This window comes from Streptomyces sp. NPDC005805 (genome assembly GCF_040630445.1).
In the GTDB taxonomy this organism is placed as follows: domain Bacteria; phylum Actinomycetota; class Actinomycetes; order Streptomycetales; family Streptomycetaceae; genus Streptomyces.
On the sequence record NZ_JBEXXN010000010.1, the window covers coordinates 63,396 to 80,519 of the forward strand.

General features: G+C 73.3%; 15 protein-coding genes. 7 read left to right on the forward strand and 8 right to left on the reverse strand.

Annotation, left to right across the window (positions count from 1 at the left end; genetic code table 11):
• Positions 1-13 precede the first annotated feature (13 nt).
• The 3 genes from ABZ457_RS08350 to ABZ457_RS08360 all read right to left on the reverse strand — a co-directional run bounded on the left by ABZ457_RS08350 (position 14) and on the right by ABZ457_RS08360 (position 6,951).
• Positions 14-502, reverse strand: coding sequence for a hypothetical protein (locus ABZ457_RS08350; protein WP_359155267.1), 489 nt, complete (start codon positions 500-502; stop codon positions 14-16).
• Positions 490-5,331: a putative T7SS-secreted protein gene (locus tag ABZ457_RS08355; protein WP_359155269.1), complete on the reverse strand. Its 4,842-nt coding sequence runs from the start codon at positions 5,329-5,331 to the stop codon at positions 490-492. Before ABZ457_RS08355 ends, ABZ457_RS08350 begins: the two co-directional genes overlap by 13 nt.
• A 279-nt stretch (positions 5,332-5,610) precedes the next feature.
• Positions 5,611-6,951, reverse strand: coding sequence for an ROK family transcriptional regulator (locus tag ABZ457_RS08360; protein ID WP_359155271.1), 1,341 nt, complete (start codon positions 6,949-6,951; stop codon positions 5,611-5,613).
• A 177-nt stretch (positions 6,952-7,128) separates the two neighbouring features.
• Between ABZ457_RS08360 and ABZ457_RS08365 the strand changes: the two genes are divergently transcribed.
• The gene (locus ABZ457_RS08365; RefSeq protein WP_359155273.1) at positions 7,129-8,358 is read left to right on the forward strand and encodes an MFS transporter; all 1,230 of its coding nucleotides are present in this window, start codon (positions 7,129-7,131) and stop codon (positions 8,356-8,358) included.
• Here ABZ457_RS08365 and ABZ457_RS08370 read toward each other — a convergent pair.
• Positions 8,312-8,776, reverse strand: a complete 465-nt coding sequence (locus tag ABZ457_RS08370) for a thioesterase family protein (protein WP_359155275.1) — start codon at positions 8,774-8,776, stop codon at positions 8,312-8,314. The two genes, ABZ457_RS08365 and ABZ457_RS08370, sit on opposite strands and share 47 nt — an antisense overlap.
• 247 nt (positions 8,777-9,023) lie before the next feature.
• On the opposite strand from ABZ457_RS08370, the gene ABZ457_RS08375 reads away from it, so the two are divergent.
• Entirely contained in the window at positions 9,024-10,436 is a 1,413-nt protein-coding gene (locus tag ABZ457_RS08375) for a solute carrier family 23 protein (RefSeq protein WP_359155277.1), read from the forward strand.
• A 9-nt stretch (positions 10,437-10,445) separates the two neighbouring features.
• Positions 10,446-11,246 carry an inositol monophosphatase family protein gene (locus ABZ457_RS08380; RefSeq protein WP_359155279.1) on the forward strand — a complete coding sequence of 267 codons (801 nt, stop codon included), beginning with the start codon at positions 10,446-10,448 and terminating at the stop codon, positions 11,244-11,246.
• Between the two features lie 69 nt (positions 11,247-11,315).
• Here ABZ457_RS08380 and ABZ457_RS08385 read toward each other — a convergent pair whose 3' ends face one another.
• Positions 11,316-12,428: a helix-turn-helix transcriptional regulator gene (locus tag ABZ457_RS08385; protein WP_359155381.1), complete on the reverse strand. Its 1,113-nt coding sequence runs from the start codon at positions 12,426-12,428 to the stop codon at positions 11,316-11,318.
• 101 nt (positions 12,429-12,529) lie between these two features.
• On the opposite strand from ABZ457_RS08385, the gene ABZ457_RS08390 reads away from it, so the two are divergent.
• The 4 genes from ABZ457_RS08390 to ABZ457_RS08405 all read left to right on the forward strand — a co-directional run bounded on the left by ABZ457_RS08390 (position 12,530) and on the right by ABZ457_RS08405 (position 14,473).
• Positions 12,530-12,763: a hypothetical protein gene (locus tag ABZ457_RS08390; protein ID WP_359155281.1), complete on the forward strand. Its 234-nt coding sequence runs from the start codon at positions 12,530-12,532 to the stop codon at positions 12,761-12,763.
• Positions 12,760-12,951: a hypothetical protein gene (locus ABZ457_RS08395; RefSeq protein ID WP_359155283.1), complete on the forward strand. Its 192-nt coding sequence runs from the start codon at positions 12,760-12,762 to the stop codon at positions 12,949-12,951. Before ABZ457_RS08390 ends, ABZ457_RS08395 begins: the two co-directional genes overlap by 4 nt.
• A 106-nt stretch (positions 12,952-13,057) precedes the next feature.
• Complete coding sequence (locus tag ABZ457_RS08400; RefSeq protein WP_359155285.1) at positions 13,058-13,501, forward strand: hypothetical protein; 444 nt, start codon at positions 13,058-13,060, stop codon at positions 13,499-13,501.
• An 81-nt stretch (positions 13,502-13,582) separates the two neighbouring features.
• Positions 13,583-14,473, forward strand: a complete 891-nt coding sequence (locus ABZ457_RS08405) for a protein kinase (protein WP_359155287.1) — start codon at positions 13,583-13,585, stop codon at positions 14,471-14,473.
• Here ABZ457_RS08405 and ABZ457_RS08410 read toward each other — a convergent pair.
• From ABZ457_RS08410 to ABZ457_RS08420, 3 genes are all read right to left on the reverse strand, one after another.
• Positions 14,422-15,147, reverse strand: coding sequence for a GntR family transcriptional regulator (locus ABZ457_RS08410; protein ID WP_359155289.1), 726 nt, complete (start codon positions 15,145-15,147; stop codon positions 14,422-14,424). The genes ABZ457_RS08405 and ABZ457_RS08410 overlap by 52 nt on opposite strands.
• Before the next feature lie 69 nt (positions 15,148-15,216).
• The gene (locus ABZ457_RS08415) at positions 15,217-16,221 is read right to left on the reverse strand and encodes a proline racemase family protein (protein WP_359155292.1); all 1,005 of its coding nucleotides are present in this window, start codon (positions 16,219-16,221) and stop codon (positions 15,217-15,219) included.
• A gap of 2 nt (positions 16,222-16,223) precedes the next feature.
• Entirely contained in the window at positions 16,224-17,087 is an 864-nt protein-coding gene (locus tag ABZ457_RS08420) for a dihydrodipicolinate synthase family protein (protein WP_359155383.1), read from the reverse strand.
• Positions 17,088-17,124 lie beyond the last annotated feature (37 nt).

The following is a 17,124-nucleotide window of genomic DNA, read 5'->3' on the forward strand; positions in this document are numbered from 1 at the left end:
GTGGGAGCGGTCGTCAGGCGGCGGCGCCCGCCGGCTCCTCCAGGGCGACCACGACCATGACCGGGAGGTCGGTGTCCTGCTGGACGACCCCGGCGGTCAGGACCCGGCCGTCCAGGGTCCACTTCCGTACCGCGATGAACTCGTCCCGGTCCTCGTCCGTCGGCGCGGCCCCGGTGAGGTGGGCGGCGAGCGGGGATTCCTCGATCTCCGGGAGGAAGGCGGCGAGTGCCCGCTCGCCCTCCTCGTAGACGGCGTCGAGGTCGTCGAAGTAGCCCGACTCGTCCACATCGCGGATCCAGACCGCGAAGGAGGCCCGGACCGCCCCACGGGAGAAGGTCTGGATCCACCCCCGGACGCCGTCCCGCTGCCAGGAGGTCTCCACGCCGTCCTTGAGCTTCCCTCTCGGCGTCCACCCCTGGGCGGCGAAGGCCGTCGCGGCGCCCTCGGCGGTCAGCGGGACGAGGCCCCGGAACTCTTCCAGCATCGCGGTCACTGCAGCCATGAACTCATTCCACTCATGCCGTTGCCGGGCACGTGATACGCCCTGAGCGTCCCGTTGGCGTACGCCTCCGGGAACGCCTTGGACAGCACCTCGTTCACATGCGCGGCGCCCGATTCGTTGGACACCATATAGCGCACCCCCTTGCCGCCGAGGCTCTCGTTGAGGGTCAGCAGTTTGTCGGCCTGGGTGGTGATCCGGCTCTCGTCGTAGAACTCGAAATCGGGGTTGTACGGGGACTTCTCCCACTCCCCGGGCTTCTCGCCGCCGGTCCACTTGGCCTCGGTGATCCAGCCGTCCCGCGGGCCGCCGTCCACATGGACCTCCCGGCCGTCCGGCAGGATCCACTGCTGCTCGTACTTCTGGTCGGTGACCAGCCGCTGGTACTTGAACGACGGGCGTTCGAGCATCTTCTCGGTCAGCCAGCCCAGGCCCTTGAACCGGGAGTACGGGGAGAGGCCGAGCGGGTCGCAGACCGTGAACGGGTTGTGCACATAGGCGACCGGGTTCGGCGCGGGGCCGAGGCCCAGGGGGTCCGGTGAGGCGTAGCGGCCGGTCTCGGGGTCGTAGTGGCGGAACAGGTTGTAGTGGAGGCCGGTTTCGGGGTCGTCGTACTGGCCGGGGAAGCGCAGCGGGGTGTGGGCGCTGCTGTCCCGGGTCCACGCGGTCCTCCCCCACAGGGTGCTCCGGGCCCGCCAGGCGATGTCCCCGGACTCGTCGACGAGTTCGGTGGGGGTGCCGACGAGGTCGGTGGCGATGGCGAAGAAGCGCCGGTCGATCTCCTCCTGCCGGGCGTCCGGGGTGAGGAGGCGTTCGGTCTGCGAGAGGGGGACCAGGCCCCGGTGGTCCCAGGTGAGGGCCACCACATGCGGCAGCCCGGGGGTGTGGACCGTCTGTTCGCACAGGGTGCCGCCGTCCCAGCTGAAACGGATCTCCTCGGCGACGGTCTCGCCGTCCCCGGCGAGGCGCTGCTTGGCGGTGCGGCGGCCGAGGGGGTCGTAGCGGTAGCGCCACCGGGTCCCGTCGGGGGTCACCACGGAGGTGAGGCGGTTGTCGGCGCTCCAGGTGTAGCGCCAGGTGTCGGGTTTGCGGGAGAGACGGGTCTTCTGCCGCAGGACCACCCGCCCGAGGCCGTCGTGCTCGAAGCGGACACCCCCGGCCCGGGTGATGGCGGTGCCCCGGTACGCGCGCTCCCCGGTGGCCTCGCTGCCCGCGTGGCCGGACGGCCAGGAGGCCGACGCCTGGTTGCCCGCCTCGTCGTAGGTGTAGCGCTCGGACCATCCCTCGGCCCGGACGCCGGTGACCCGGCCGGCCGTGTCCAGGTCGAAGGCACGCGATCCCGACAGTGTGTCGGCGACGGAGGTGGGATGGCCGTCGGCGCGGTAGGAGTAGCGGCGGCGGTTGAGCGGGCGGCCGTCCGCGGTCAGCTCCTGGGCGGCGAGCCGCCCGGCCTCGTCCCAGGCGGAGGTCAGGGCGAGGGTGCCGCCGAAGACGCGCTGGAGTTCCCGGCCCGCCGCGTCGTGGGCGAAGGCGACCTCGTGGCCGCCGACCCGCATCCGGAGCGGGCGGCCGGTGGCGTCGTAGGCGTAGGTGGTGACCATGCCGGTGGGGGTGGTGCGCCGGGTCCGGCGGCCCAGGGCGTCGTAGGCGTAGTTCATGGCGCGGCCGTCGACGAGTTCGGTCTTGATCCGGCCCCGCCGGTCGTAGACGTAGGCGAGTTCGCTGTCCGGTCCGGTGGCCCGCAGCAGGCGCCCGGCCCGGTCGTACTCGTACGCGGTCACCTCGCCGTCGACGTCCTTGCGGATCTCCTGGCCTAGCTGGTCGTAGGTGTGGGCGACGGTCCGGCCGAGGGCGTCGGTGCGGGCGGTGAGCTGCCCGGCGGCGTCGTGGCGGTAGGTCAGGGTGCGGCCGTCGAAGTCGGTTTCGGAGGTGAGCCGGCCGGCCGCGTCGTAGGCGTAGCTCCAGCTCAGGCCGTGCGGACCGGTGACCTTGGTGAGGCGCAGCCCGGCGTCGTGCTCGAAGGTGTGGCGGGAGCCGTCCGGGTGGGTGTGGGCGGTGAGCAGGTCGAAGTGGGTGTACGCGTAGCGGTGCACACCGCCGGCCGGGTCGGTGCGGGTGAGGCAGTTGCCCTCGCCGTCGTAGGTCCACGACTCGGCGGAGCCGTCCGGGGCGGTGCGGTGGACGAGGTTGCCGTCGGCGTCGTAGGCGAGGCGTGTGACGCCGCCGACCGGGTCGGTGATGCGCACCGGGCGGCCCAGCGCGTCGCGTTCCAGCCGGGTGGTGGCGCCGGCCGGGTCGGTCACCGCCACCGGCAGCCCGGCCGCGTCGCAGCGCACGGTGGAGACGGCGCCGAGGGCATCGGTGACGGTGGTGAGCTGGCCGCGGTCGTCGTACGCGTACCGGGTGGTGGAGCCGGCCGGGTCGGTGACGGCGGTGCGGTTGCCGCGCTCGTCGAACTCCTGGCGCCAGCGGGCCCCGTCCGGGCCGCGGAACTCGGTCGAGAGGCCGAACCTCCCCCGCACCGTGGCCAGTTCGCTGCCGTCGGGCCGGGTGACGGTGAGCAGCCGGCCCTCCTCGTCGTGGGTGAAGGCGGTGGTGCGGCCCAGCGGGTCGGTGCGGGAGAGCACATGGCCGCGCTCGTCGTAGGTGACCCGGGTGGTGTGGCCGAGCGGGTCGGTGGTGGCGAGGACGCGGCTGCGGCCGTCGATGAGGAAGCGGGTGGCGTGCCCCTCGGCGGTGGTCAGGGTGGTGGTGCGGTGGCCGGTTTCCGGGTCGGGTTCGGTGTAGGCGACGGTGAGCTGGACGTGGCCGGCCTCGCCGCCCTCGGCGACGACACGGTCGCGGTCGTCGTAGACGTAGTCGTAGCGGCTGTTGTTGGAGTCGGTCCAGGAGGTGACGCGGCGGCGGTCGTCGTAGGCGAAGGCGGTGATGGCGCCGGAGGGGCGGGTGACGGTGGTGAGGTCGCCGTCCTCGTAGCCGTAGGACATCAGGGGAAGGTCCGCGCCCGGCGCACCGGCGTTCGCGCCCGGCCCGCCGGCCTCCGAGGCCGCTTCTCCCGCGCCGGCCAGGGCGAGGGCGGTGATGCGGCCCTCGCTGACCGCGACCGTCACCTGCGCGCCGGCCGAGGAGGTGAGCGCCAGCGGCACCGCGTCCTCGCCGCGGACCACGGCCCGCCAGTTGCCGTGCCGGTCCTCGGTGCGCTCCAGCCACGCGATGCCGTCGTCCCCCGGGTCGCTGCCGGGCGGGGCCGGGAAGTGGCTGGTCAGCCCGGAGTCCGGGTCGGTGACGGTGTAGTCGCCGTTGCCGTCGCGGGCCAGCAGGGTCCGCGCGGGGCCGGACTCGGGGCGGGTGGGGGCGCCGGGCACCGGGTGCGGGTAGGGGATCAGCAGGCCGTCGGCGGTGACATGGACGACGCCCACGGCGTCGATCTCCAGGCGTTCGTCGACGGTGGAGGTCCAGGCGGGGCCGAGGAAGCGGCCCACCGCGCACCCGGACTCGGTGCGGCGGGTGAACACCGGCGCGAGGGTGCCGGGCAGCACCACGTCGACCTGCGGCAGGAACATCCGGCCGGTGGCCAGGTCCACCGGGTCGGTGTTGGCGACGGGCCGGGTTCCGTCGGGGCGGTTGTGCGCGCCGTCGGGCGCGTCGTCGATCAGCCTGCGGGTGCGGGCGACGTCCGCGGCGTCACCGGCGAGACGAAGTCCCTTGACGGCGGCGCCGCTTCCGCCGGTCGCCACGGTGAGGGCGGCGTCGGGCAGCAGCCGGCCGAAGCCCTCGTAGGGGTCCTTCATGAAGTCGTTGATCATCTGCTTGCCGGTGCCGACGGGGTCGTTGACGGCGACGACCAGCCCGGCGGCCAGGCTGTTGAGGCTGGTCGCGTACTCGGCGGGGTGGGTGATGTTGTACGGGTCCAGGGGGTTGACCTGGCGGACGAAGTTGAGGATGCCCGCGGTGCCCTTGATGAGGCCGCCGCCGACGTGGTCGCCCATGTACTGGAGTTCCTGGAGTCCGTCGCGCAACTGCTCGGCATAGGACGGCTTCTCGGGGGCCTTGTCCCGGGCGGCCCGGACCGCGGTGCGCGCCGTCTCCGCGGCGGTGTTCCGCTGGGTGCGGGCCTGGCCGAGGAGGCTCTGCGCGTCCTGCATCAGCTTCTTGCCCGGGTCGGTGAAGGTCGGCGCGGGGCAGGGCGGGAGGGTGGCCGGGTTGCGCTCGTCGGCGGGCAGCGCGTTGTAGCGGTCGACGGCCGTGTTGTAGGCGTCGATCTTCTTGCGGTGGGCGTCGGCGGCGTTCTCGGACGCCTTGACGCCCTCCTTCCACATCTCGATCGCCGTCTGCGCCTGGTTCTGCGCCCACACCACGGTCCCGGCGAACGCCTCCAGCGCGGCGGCGGCCTTCTCGCAGGCGTCCGCGCCGGTGAACCACTTGGGCGGCTGGGTGCTCACCGCCTTGCGCAGTGCCTCGGCCGCCTCGCCCTTCAGCCGGGACGAGTCCAGCCCCTTGAGCCCGCCGCCCGCGTCGTCGAAGGAGGTCTGGAAGGCGCGCAGCTTCTCGGCGGTGGAACGGATCTTCTCCGGGCTGCCGTAGATCAGCTTCGTCTTGTCCTCGGTCTGCCCGAGGTCCATCTCGTCGACCTCGGCGCCCAGCCGGTTGGCCACGGAACGGGACTGCTCGCGCACCCAGTCCGCGCCGGACTCCCAGCCGACGTCCTCCAGCCGGTCGGCGGTCCAGTTCCCGGCGTCCTCGACCCGGTCGCCGACCCACTCGACGCCGTCCTCGACCGCCTCCTCGACCGCATCGGGCGTGATGTCCCTGACGAAGTCGCCGATGCCCATGGCCAGTTACCCCCGGACTCACTGTTCCTGGTCGCTGTGGGCACCGTAGAACACTTCGCGCGAACGGAGGAGGGCGAACGGAAGAGACCGTTCCCCGTCCGGTTCCGGTCCCGGCGGACCCACCGGTGTCATGGACGCGCGGGACGCCGGGTGAGGTTCCCGCCCCGGCGGACGCCCGCCGGCCCTGGCGGGGGCCGGTTCGGCGGGCGGGCGGGGACGGTTCAGCGGGCGGGCGGGGCGGGTTCGGTGGGCGGGCTGGGCCCGGGCCCCGGCGGGGCGCTACGCGCCGAACAGGTCGTCCTGGGCCGCCTGGCGGGCCATGGTCAGGGCCCCGCCGAGGACGGCGGTGCCGCCGAGGGCGCCGGGGCGGACCAGCGTCGGCAGCGGGGACATCGCGGCGACGCGTTCCTCCACGCGGGCCGCGAGCGCGGGGCCGCCGGCGTGGCCGATCTCGCCGCCGAGGACGACGCAGCCGGGGTCGAGGACCGAGACCATCGCCGCCGCGCCGAGGGCGAGGCGGGCGGCGAGTTCGTCGAGGAAGGCGTCGTGGCCGGCGGCGACGGCCTCGGCGACCAGGGCGGCGGCCCGGTCGGCGACCCCCGGGCCGGGCGGGGGCGCGGTGGCGTCGCCGGACGCGGCCATCGCCGGGCCGGGCCCGGTCACCGCGTCACCGGACATGGCCCCCACCGAACCGGACGCGGCCCCCGCGTCACCGAGCGCGGCCGCCCCCGGGCCGGGCCCGGTCACGGCGTCACCCGGCCGGGGGGCGGCCGCCCCGGGTCGCGCGACCACCCCGTGCCGCGCCGCCAGCGCGGCGACCGCCGCCGCGCCCGCCAGCGTGTGGAACCCGCCGTCGCAGTCGCCGCGCGAGGGCAGCCCGTGCGTGCCCGGCACCGGCAGGAAGCCGACCTCGCCCGCGCCGCCGGAGGACCCGCGCCGCAGCCGCCCGTCGAGGAAGAGCCCCGCGCCGACGCCGTGGCCGAGCCACAGGAAGGCGAAGGACTCCCGGTCCCGCGCGCTGCCGAGGCGCTGTTCGGCGAGGGCGGCGAGATTGGTCTCGTTCTCGACGAGCACCCGGGCGGGCAGGCGCTCCTGGAGGGCGGCGACCAACTGCCGGTGCCAGGCGGGCAGTCCACTGGTCGGGCGCAGCTCGCCGGTCGCGGGGTCGACGAGTCCGGGCGCGCCCACCCCGACGCTGTGCAGCCGGGTCGCGCCCGCCTCGGTGACGGCCCCCGCCAGCAGCGCGACGGCCCGCTCGGCGGCCGGCTCGGTGCCCGTGTCGCCGCCGATGGGCAGCGACGCCTCGGCGAGGGTGCGGCCGAGGAGGTCGGCGACGACCACGCGCACCCCGCCCGTGCGCACGTCGAGGGCCGCGAGATGGGCCCGGTCGGCGACGATCCCGTACAGGCGGGCGTTCGGGCCGCGCCGCTGCGCCCCGGACTCCCCCACCACCTGGACGAGCCCCGAGCCCTGGAGCCGCTCCACCAGGTCGGCGACGGTCGGGCGGGAGAGCCCGGTCATGGTCTTGAGCTGCCCGGCCGTCAACGGGCCCTCCCGCTGGAGGAGTTCCAGGGCGAGCCGGTCGTTGAGCGCCCTGGCGGTGCGCGGGGATGCGGCCATGCCGGAATCCTTCCAGACGGGCGGAGGCGGACCGCCCCCGCCCGGGTGCACCGGACCGGCCCACCGCAGGGGACGACCCGGCCCCGCCCGTCTATTTATCAGGCAGGGTTCCTGATAGTTTACCGCCCGTTCCCGCCCGCACTCTCTCAACCGCCGTCCCCGGGGAGGGGTACCCGCATGTCCGACCAGCCGGCCGGCGCGGCACCGCAGCCGCACCGCCTCAGGCGCGCCCGTACCGCCGTCGCCGCCGTCTTCTGCGTCCACGGCGCGGTCGCGGGCAGCCTCGCCACCCGGATCCCATGGATCCAGGACCATGCCCAGGTCAGCGCCGGGCAGCTCGGCCTGGCGCTGGCCTTCCCCGCCCTCGGCGCCTCCCTGGCGATGCCCCTGGCGGGCGCGGTGAGCCACCGCCTGGGCGCGCGCACCGCCCTGCGCGGCCTGCTCGCGCTCTGGACGCTCAGCCTGGTCCTGCCCTCCCTCGCACCGAACCTGCTCACCCTGTGCGCCGCGCTCTTCGTGTACGGCGCGACCTCCGGGATGAGCGATGTGGTGATGAACGCCCTGGGGGTGGAGACCGAGAACCGGGTCGGCCGCTCGATCATGTCCGGCCTGCACGGCATGTGGAGCGCGGGCGCCCTGATCGGCTCGGCGGCGGGCACGGTCGCCGCCCATCTCGGCAGCGACGCCCGGCTGCACCACGCGCTGGCCGCCGCCGTGCTGACGGTGGCCGGACTCGTCGTCTGCCAGGGGGTGCTGGACGTGCGCGGCGCCCCGGACGAGGAGCCGCCGCCGCGTTTCGCGCTGCCGCCCCGGTCGGCGCTGCTGATCGGCGCGATCGGCTTCTGCGCGGTCTTCGCGGAGGGCGCCAGCCTCGACTGGTCGGCCGTCTACCTGCGGGACGTCCTCGGCACCTCCCCCGGTCTCGCGGCGGCGTCCACCACGGCGTTCGCGCTGACCATGGCGGTGGCCCGGTTCGCCGGGGACGGGATCGTGGACCGGTTCGGCGCGGTGCGCACGGTGCGCACGGGCGGGGTGCTCGCGACCGGCGGCGGGCTGCTCGTGGTCTTCGCGCCCCATCCGGCGACCGCGCTGGCGGGCTTCGGGCTGCTCGGCCTCGGCGTCGCCGTCGTGGTGCCGCTGGCCTTCGCGGCGGCCGGGCGCAGCGGGCCGAACCCGAGCCAGGCCATCGCGGGCGTCGCGACCATCACCTACACCTCGGGCCTGATCGCGCCCTCGGCGATCGGCGCGGTGGCCGACGCGACCAGTCTGGTGGTGTCGTTCGGCCTGGTGACCGCGCTGGCGTTGGGCCTGGTGGCGGGCGCGGGGGTGCTGCGCACGGCGGGCCGGAAGGCCGCGCCGGTCAGTCCCGCGGCTCCGGACGCAGCAGTGCCCGACCGGCGGCCCTGAACCGCTCGCTCCAGGGGGCGGGCCGCAGGGTCGCCGCGTCCAGCCGGACGAGGACGCGGTGCCCGCGCGCGTAGGTGGTCCGCCCGTCGGCCGAGCAGAAGCGGAAGCCGTAGGTCAGGCCGGTGGTGCCGAGGCGGTCGAGCCACAGCTCCACGGCGTAGGCCCCGGCCCGGGTCACCGGCTGCTCGTACCCGACGCGCAGTTCCCGTACGGCGTTGCAGGCGTCCCCGGCGGCGGCCCAGTCGCCCTCGTAGGCGAAGCCCTGCGCCTGCCAGTGGGCCACCCAGGCGCGCTCGACGAGCAGCGGGTAGCGGGCGTTGTGCAGCAGCCCGAGGGCGTCGAGGTCGTCGAAGTGGACGTCCACGGGGACGAGGACGCCGCGCTCGGCGGCGGGGACGGTCGGGGCGGGCACGGTCACGGTCCTGGCTCCTCTGCGGGAAGGGCGGTTCGGGCAGTACGGGCGGCGGGGGCCCGGACTGTCTGGATTCCATTCATCCTAAGCGGTCGCTCAGTACCCCTGCCGACCGCCCCTGCCCCGGTCACGGCCACCCCGGGCCACTACGATGACGCCGATCACCGAGCGAGGGACCCCCTTCCGGCCACGGCGAACCCGGCGGCCCGGAGCCCGGACCCCGCACAGCAACGGACAGGAAGTGGAGCGGCCCGTGGACCTCGGCGTGCGCTGGACCCTGCACGGCGACGGGCGGACCCCCGCTCCCGGTGCCGTCGTACGACCCGACGAGCGGCTCTCCTGGCCGAGGACGGCCGGGCTCGGCGCCCAGCACGTGGTGGCGATGTTCGGGGCGTCCTTCGTGGCCCCCGTGCTGATGGGCCTGGACCCGAACCTCGCGATCATGATGTCCGGCGTCGCGACCATGATCTTCCTCCTGGCCACGCGCGGCCGGGTGCCCAGCTATCTCGGCTGCTCGCTCTCCTTCGTCGGCGTCGCCGCCGCCATCCGGGCCTCCGGCGGGGACAGCGGGACGGTCACCGGCGCGGTGCTGGTGGTGGGCGCGGCCCTCTTCCTGGCCGGCCTCGCGGTGCGGCGCTTCGGCGCGCGGGTCATCCACACCGCGATGCCGCCGATCGTCACCGGCGCGGTCGTCATGCTCATCGGCTTCAACCTGGCCCCGGTCACGGCCGCGACGTACTGGCCGCAGGACCAGTGGACCGCGCTCCTGGTGATGCTCTTCACCGGACTCGCGGTGGTCTGCCTGCGCGGCTTCTTCTCCCGTGTGGCGATCTTCCTGGGGCTGGTCTTCGGGTACGCCCTCTCCTGGGTCCTGGACCTGGTCTTCGGGCGGATCCACTCCCCGGTGGGCGGCGGCGAGGCGGTCGACCACTGGCGGCTGGACCTGTCGGCGGTCGGGCAGGCCGACTGGATCGGGCTGCCGTCCTTCCACGCGCCGAGCTTCGAGTGGTCGGCGATCCTCGTCGCCCTGCCGGTCGTCATCGCCCTGATCGCGGAGAACGCCGGGCACGTCAAGGCGGTCGGCGAGATGACCGGCGACCCGCTCGACGACAAGCTGGGCACCGCGATCGCGGCCGACGGCGCCGCCTCGATGCTCTCCACGGCGGTCGGCGGCCCGCCGAACACCACCTACTCCGAGAACATCGGCGTGATGGCCGCGACCCGGGTCTACTCCACGGCCGCGTACTGGGCGGCGGCGTTCTTCGCCCTGCTCTTCGGCCTCTGCCCCAAGTTCGGCGCGGTGGTGGCCGCGATCCCCGGCGGGGTGCTCGGCGGCATCACCGTGATCCTCTACGGCATGATCGGTCTGCTCGGCGCGCAGATCTGGATCAACGCGGGCGTGGACCTGCGCAATCCGCTCAACCTGGTCCCGGCCGCGGCGGGCATCATCATCGGCGTCGGCGGTGTCAGCCTGAAGATCACCGACACCTTCGAGCTGGGCGGGATCGCCCTCGGCACGATCGTCGTCATCACGGGCTACCACGTCCTGCGCGCCTTCGCCCCGGCCCACCTCACGTCGCAGGAGCCGCTGCTGGATTCGGGGACGTCCTCCTACGACAAGGTGGACGCGCCCGGCGGGGCGGACGGGGGCGGGGGCGGCCGCTAGGCTGGCGGCGTGATCAACTCGTACACGGGTTCTGACGATGCGGCAGTCGCGGTGGCCGGGGCGCGGGCCGGTGCGGACGTGGTCCGCGCCCTGTACGGCCGGCGACTCGACCGCATCGACAAGGGTGCCGGGGACTTCGCCACCGCCGCCGATGTGGCGGCCGAGAAGGCGATCCTCGGCGTCATCGGTGCCGCACGGCCCGATGACGCGGTACTCGGCGAGGAAGGCGGGCAGCAGGGCGCCGCCGATCCCGCGCGCCAGTGGTTGGTGGATCCCCTGTGCGGCACGCTGAACTACGCGGTCGGCACCATGCTGGTGGCCGTCAACGTGGCGCTGCGCGGTGGGGCGGCGGCCGTGGCCGACCCGTTCAGCGGCGAGGTGTACGTCACCGACGGCGAGGCCGCCTGGGTGCGGCGCGACGGGGCCGACGACACCCTCCTGACGCCCACGGCCGCCACCCGCCTGGTCGATGTCAACCTGGACCCGCCGTTCCCGAGTGCGCCCGGCTTCCGCGCCGTGGACCTGCTGGCCCGCCCCGAGTTCGCCGAACGTTTCCGGCCGCGCGTCGCCTCCACGACCCTGGCGCTCGCCTGGGTGGCCGCGGGCAAGCGCGCCGCCTATGTCACCGACGGCGGCGACCTCTCCGAAAGCGTGCACTTCGCGGCCGGCATCGCCCTGTGCCGGGCGGCCGGCTGCACGGTCACCGGCATCGACGGCGCCCCCGTCGGCGAGGGCGGCCACGGCCTGGTGGTCGCCGCCGACGACGAGACCCACGGGCTGCTGATGTCGATGACGCGCGGCCGGAGTTAGCGCTCCGACGGCACGGCTCCCGCCGGTCCGTACATCCGCCGCACGGACGAATGGCCCCAAACTTTCCGGTCACTTGCCCCTGATCTCGTCCAGGAGCATCCGAAGAGTGAGGGAATGCTTCTCCGGGGGCAGTTCATCGAGCGCGGCCTTGGCGAAGGCGTACCCTCCTGCCTGATCCCCTGCTCTCGCGATCATCAGCCCCTTGTGCATTTCCAGGTGTGTCGCGAAGCGCGGCAGCGTGGCGGGCAGCTCCTTGGCCGACGCTTCCTGCGCTTCCAACGCCTGCCTTTCCCTACCCAACCGGGCGAACAGCAGGCTCAGGAACACATTCATGCGCCAGTACGGCACGGCGTAGTCGCTGGTCTGCTCGCAGGAGCCGGCCGAGTCGAAGATACGTCGGCCTTCCTCGGCCATGGCCAGGGAGATGACCTTGTCACCGCGGATCGCGGCGGCATGGGCCTTGCCCATAACGGAGTTCAGCAGCCCGAGACTCGGCTTGTCGGAGATGGCGAGAGCCTGGTCCGCGAACATGGTGGCCACGTCGAGCGAGGCCCCTTCGTATCCGAGTGCGATGGATGCCCGACCGCGCACCCACACCCGGGTTTGCTCGTCCCCGCTGCGGTCTGCGGCCCTGGCCGCCATGAGGTACCAGTTCACCGCCTTCGAACCGTCCGAGCCGGGGAAGGTCTTGGCGTAGAGGGTCATCAGCCGGGCGGCGACGGACCAGAGCCTCGGTTCATCGAGCTGCTGCTGGATGACCACCAGCTCGCCGGAAAGCCGTCGCTGAATGTCCGCCGCCCCCAGGGACATGTACTGCGTGCCATAGGCGGCCAGCTTGCCTTCCCAGTCGTCGGCGTCCGGGGCGAGGCCGCCCAATCGTGCGCTGAAGCCGTGCTCGATCAGGTCCGACGCCACCAGAGGGGCTATCGCCGTGGCGGCCACGTCGGTGAGGAACGTCCTGCGCTTCAACGCGTTCTCCAAGACTGCCAAGGGAGCCTCAAGTACGGCTGCCAGGTGTCCGAGCCAGAAGGGGCCGGGCTTGATCTTCCCGTTCTCCCAGCGGGAGACGGTCTCTCGGCTCATGTTGTAGCCGGGCGCCGATTCCGTCAGCCTCGTCGCCAACCCGCCCTGTGACCAACCCTGCGCCCTGCGGAGGTCTCTGATCAACTCCCCGATGCCCATGTGCCCCAGCTTGCCACTACCCGTGCCACTGGTGACGCCGTTCACAGAGCGGCAATCTGGCGGCACATCAGTGATCGGAAGGCAACAGGGAGTGAGCAGCCATGGCGGAGACAACCGGGGCGAGGCAGCGCATGAGGTGGAACGCGAAGGAGACCATCGCCACGAACGCGGCAACCGAGCTACGGGAGACCTTGGCGCTCATCGGGGTCTCGTTCCCCGACGTGGCGGGCTCCGAGTCCGCCGAGGGGCGCTCTTTCGTGAACCTGGGGAGCGCACCGGCCGGTGAGGTCTTCACCCTGGCCCACTGGATCAGGAAGAAGCTGACGCAGCCGTGATGACGATCCGCGTGTACCGGGTCACGCCCAATGGCGACGAGCAGGAGATCCGGCCCAGGCGGGAAGTCGAGCCGCTGGAAACGGTGTCACCTGCGTCCGGCTACCTGCCCTGCGCCTGCCCGCGACATGACTCCCCGCCTCAGAAGCGCGCCGATTCGCCGTCTCCTTACGGCATTTCGTCGCCCTGAGGCGGGGGAACCACCCCGTCCTGGTCTCCCTCGCGACAAGCAGGCGAAGGATGGACGGCCTGGGCGGGTTCCGCACTCATCACAGCGAAAGAGAGCAGTGACAGACATGACCGCCGTACACAAGGACCTGCGAACGGGACGAGACCTGGTCGCGCCGGAACTGTTCGACAGCATCGCCGAATTCACGGCACATCACTTCGGCTACGACCAGGGGAAGGCCGAGCGCTCGACGGACCAGGCACTGGCGTTCCTCGCCACGGTGAGCACGGCCACCGTCAAGATGGTTCCCAGCGACGACGTGGACGGAGCGCTCCACTCGTTCATCCTGCACACCTCCGACTACCGCGAGTTCTGTCAGAAGTACGCCGGACGGTTCCTGGAACACAACCCCCGCCCCGGCGGCGGGGGCCGCGTCCTGGAGGAGGTCCGGGCCACGGCGCACGCCATGAAGGCGATGGGCTTCATGGTCATGGATGACCTGTGGACCGTGAACGGCGAGAGCGCGGCTCAGTGCGACTCGGACTGCGGGCGGGACTACCGGGCCGTCTGAGCACTTCCGTCCGGCAGATGAGAGCCGCGGAGCCGACTGCCCCGTGGGGGGGGCGGTTCCGCGGCGTCTGGAGAGTGGACTATGACGACACGTGCAGAGCCCAAAGACCTTCCCTGTGAGGTCCTGGCGACGGCCGCACCGAGGCTGAAGCGTCTCGTGGCGAACCGCAGGGGGTCGACGGTGTGGTACATCGAGACCGACGCCGGCGCTCGTGCGGTGAAGATCGGGTACCCCAGCCGGACCCATGCGCACACAGCGCTTGCGCCGAGCCGCGAGGCACACATCTTGCGGAGTCTCGGAGCGGATGACGTCCACGACGGCCAGTGGGCCGAAGGCACGTGGAGCATCCAGCCGTGGCACGGAGGGCTCTCCCTGCACGACAAGTGGGCAGAGTGCAGGCGCCCGGGAAGGGCGACGCCTCCGGACCGTCCTGATGCCGTGGCGGCCGCAACGGCCCTCGCGGATCTGCACCGAACGGGGTGGGTGCACGGAGACGTGCAACCCGCGCACCTGATCCTGGATGCGACGGGCGCGACGTTGATCGACCTCGGCCTGGCGAGGGGAGGCTACGTACCGCCTCGATGGGACTTCCCCTACCGGGGTTGTCTCGTCCACTACGAGGCTCCGGAGATCGCCCGAAGCGTCCTGGCCCACGGGACCGCGCGGCCCACCCGGGAATCCGACGTGTACGCGCTCGGCGCTTCCCTGCTGATCAGCGCTACGGGGTGGCGGCATGTCGCCTACCCCGACGACGCTCCCCGTGAGGAACAGCGTCGAGCCGTCGTGGAGAATCCCCACCGGCCGGTGACGATCGCCGGAGACCTGGGCACGGTCGTGGACGCGATGCTGAGTCACCGGCCCGCGGATCGGCCCACGGCGGCGGAGGTTCGGGACACCCTCGCGTCCGGGTCGGGGGCCTCCTACGACAAGGGGGACGGCGAGACCGGGCCGGGCACGGGTGGGACGCGGTAGGGCGGCTCGTCGCGGGCGGCCGCCCAGAGGGAGCGCACATGGCCCAGGTGCCGCCGCATGCACGCCTCGGCCGCCACCGCGTCGCCGGCGAGCATCAGGTCCAGGAGTTCCAGGTGCTCCTCGGCGGAGGAGACCAGCTTGCCCGCCTCGTCCAGGGCGGTCAGCCCGTAGAGGCGGGAGCGCTTGCGCAGGTCGCCGACGGTTTCGACCAGGCGGTCGTTGCCCGCGAGGCCGAGCAGGCCGAGGTGGAAGCGGCGGTCCGCCTCCAGATAGCCGATCAGGTCGTGTTCGCGGGCACTGGTGACGATCTGCTCGGCGAGCGGGCGCAGCGCCTCCAGTTCCCCGGCGGTCGCGGTGCGGGTGACCCGGCCGACCGTGGGGACCTCGATCAGCGCGCGGAGTTCGGTGTACTGGTCGAGGTCGCGTTCGCTGACCTCGGTGATCCGGAAGCCCTTGTTGCGGACCGGCTCGACCAGGCCCTCCCGGGCGAGGTCGAGCATGGCCTCGCGCACGGGAGTGGCGGAGACGCCCAGGTCGGCGGCGAGGCCGGGCGCGGAGTAGACCTGGCCGGGGCGGAGTTCGCCCGCGATCAGCGCGGCGCGCAGGGCGTGGCCGACCTGGTCGCGCAGGCGTTCCTGCGCCCTGATGAGGCCGTGGTGCTTCAGGTCGCCCATCGCGTTTCCTCCGGGACTTGGCGGAGGGTCAGCGTACAATGTCACGTTTCCCCGCCGGGCCCGGGCCGGTCAGAGCAGGAAGCCCGCGGGGAACGGGTCCGCCGGGTCCAGGAAGTACTGGGCGGTGCCGGTGATCCAGGCCCGGCCGGTGACCCGGGGCACCACCGCGGGCACCCCGCCGACCTCCGTCTCGCCGGTCAGCCGCCCGGTGAACTCCGTGCCGATGAAGGACTCGTTGACGAAGTCGGTGTGCAGCGGCAGCAGCCCCCGGGCGTGCAACTGGGCCATCCGCGCGCTGGTTCCCGTGCCGCACGGCGAGCGGTCGAACCAGCCGGGGTGGATGGCCATGGCGTGCCGCGAGCGGCGGGCGGTCGAGCCGGGCGCGGCCAGATAGACGTGCTTGAGGCCGGAGATGGCCGGGTCGGCGGGGTGGACGGGCCGGTCGGGGCCGGAGTTGACGGCCTCCATCACCGCGAGGCCCGCCGCCAGCAGCTCGTCCTTGGCCGCCCGGTCGAAGGGCAGCCGGAGGGCGTCGAGTTCCACGAAGGCGTAGAAGTTGCCCCCGTAGGCCAGGTCGTAGGTGATCCGGCCGTACCCCGGCACCTCGGCCTTGAGGTCGAGTCCGGCGCAGAAGGCGGGGACGTTGGTGAGGGTGACGGCCCGCGCCGCGCCGTCCGTCACCTGGACCTCGGCGCTGACCAGCCCGGCGGGGGTGTCCAGCCGGACCGTGGTGACCGGCTCGGTGACGGGGACCATCCCGGTCTCCACCAGGACGGTCGCCACCCCGATGGTGCCGTGGCCGCACATGGGCAGCAGCCCGGACACCTCCACGAAGAGCACGCCCACGTCGGCATCGGGCCGGGTGGGAGGCTGGAGGATCGCGCCGCTCATCGCGGAGTGCCCGCGCGGCTCGTACATCAGCAGGGTGCGCAGATGGTCCAGGTGCTCGGCGAAGTGGCGGCGGCGCTCGGCCATGGTGGCGCCGGGGACGATCCCGACACCGCCGGTGATCACCCGGGTCGGCATGCCCTCGGTGTGGGAGTCCACCGCGTGGTAGATGTGACGGGTGCGCATGGTCAGCGGAGTCCTTCCGCGAGGACCTTCTCGGTCGCCGCGCGCACGGCGGCCTCCTGGGCCGCGTCCAGCGGGGGCCTCGGCGGACGGCTGGTCCCGCCCGGCCGGCCCGCCACGTCCATCGCCAGCTTGATCGCCTGGACGAACTCGGTCCGGGAGTCCCAGCGCAGCAGCGGGTGCAGCATCCGGTAGAGCGGCAGCGCGGCCCGCAGGTCCCGGGCGAGCGCGGCCCGGTAGAGGTCGGCGCAGACGCGCGGGAGGGCGTTGGGGAAGCCGGCGATCCAGCCGACCGCGCCCGCCAGGGCCAGTTCGAGCAGGACGTCGTCCGCGCCGGCCAGCAGGTCGAGACCGGGGGCGAGTTCGGCGATCTCGTACGCCCGGCGCACATCTCCACTGAACTCCTTGACGGCGACGACGCTGCCGTCCGCGTGCAGCCGGGCCAGCAGCTCCGGGGTGAGATCCACCTTGGTGTCGACGGGGTTGTTGTACGCGACCACGGGCAGCCCGGCCCCGGCGACCTCCGCGTAGTGGGCGCGGACCGCGCGGGCGTCGGCCCGGTAGGCGTTGGGCGGCAGCAGCAGCACGCTTCCGGCGCCCGCCCCGGCGGCCCGGTCGGCCCAGCGGCGGGCCTCCCCGCTGCCGTACGCGGAGACCCCGGCCATCACCCGGGCCCCGCTCCCGGCCGCCGCGACGGCGGTGGCGACGACCCGGGCGCGCTCCTCCTCGGTGAGGGTCTGGTACTCGCCGAGGGAGCCGTTGGGGACGACCCCGTCGCAGCCGTTCCCGATCAGCCAGGAGACGTGCTCGGCGTAGGCGTCGTGGTCGACGGTCCCGTCCGCCCGGAACGGCAGGGCGGTGGCCACCATCAGCCCCCGCCAGGGGCGTTCGGCGCTCCACCCGTGG

Excerpts from the sequence above, each read along its gene's own strand:
- ABZ457_RS08350 (WP_359155267.1), bottom strand. The coding sequence starts at position 502 with ATGGCTGCAGTGACCGCGATGCTGGAAGAGTTCCGGGGCCTCGTCCCG.
- ABZ457_RS08355 (WP_359155269.1), bottom strand. The coding sequence starts at position 5,331 with ATGGGCATCGGCGACTTCGTCAGGGACATCACGCCCGATGCGGTCGAG.
- ABZ457_RS08360 (WP_359155271.1), bottom strand. The coding sequence starts at position 6,951 with ATGGCCGCATCCCCGCGCACCGCCAGGGCGCTCAACGACCGGCTCGCC.
- ABZ457_RS08365 (WP_359155273.1), top strand. The coding sequence starts at position 7,129 with ATGTCCGACCAGCCGGCCGGCGCGGCACCGCAGCCGCACCGCCTCAGG.
- ABZ457_RS08385 (WP_359155381.1), bottom strand. The coding sequence starts at position 12,428 with ATGGGCATCGGGGAGTTGATCAGAGACCTCCGCAGGGCGCAGGGTTGG.
- ABZ457_RS08390 (WP_359155281.1), top strand. The coding sequence starts at position 12,530 with ATGGCGGAGACAACCGGGGCGAGGCAGCGCATGAGGTGGAACGCGAAG.
- ABZ457_RS08400 (WP_359155285.1), top strand. The coding sequence starts at position 13,058 with ATGACCGCCGTACACAAGGACCTGCGAACGGGACGAGACCTGGTCGCG.
- ABZ457_RS08405 (WP_359155287.1), top strand. The coding sequence starts at position 13,583 with ATGACGACACGTGCAGAGCCCAAAGACCTTCCCTGTGAGGTCCTGGCG.
- ABZ457_RS08410 (WP_359155289.1), bottom strand. The coding sequence starts at position 15,147 with ATGGGCGACCTGAAGCACCACGGCCTCATCAGGGCGCAGGAACGCCTG.
- ABZ457_RS08415 (WP_359155292.1), bottom strand. The coding sequence starts at position 16,221 with ATGCGCACCCGTCACATCTACCACGCGGTGGACTCCCACACCGAGGGC.
- ABZ457_RS08420 (WP_359155383.1), bottom strand. The coding sequence starts at position 17,087 with ATGGTGGCCACCGCCCTGCCGTTCCGGGCGGACGGGACCGTCGACCAC.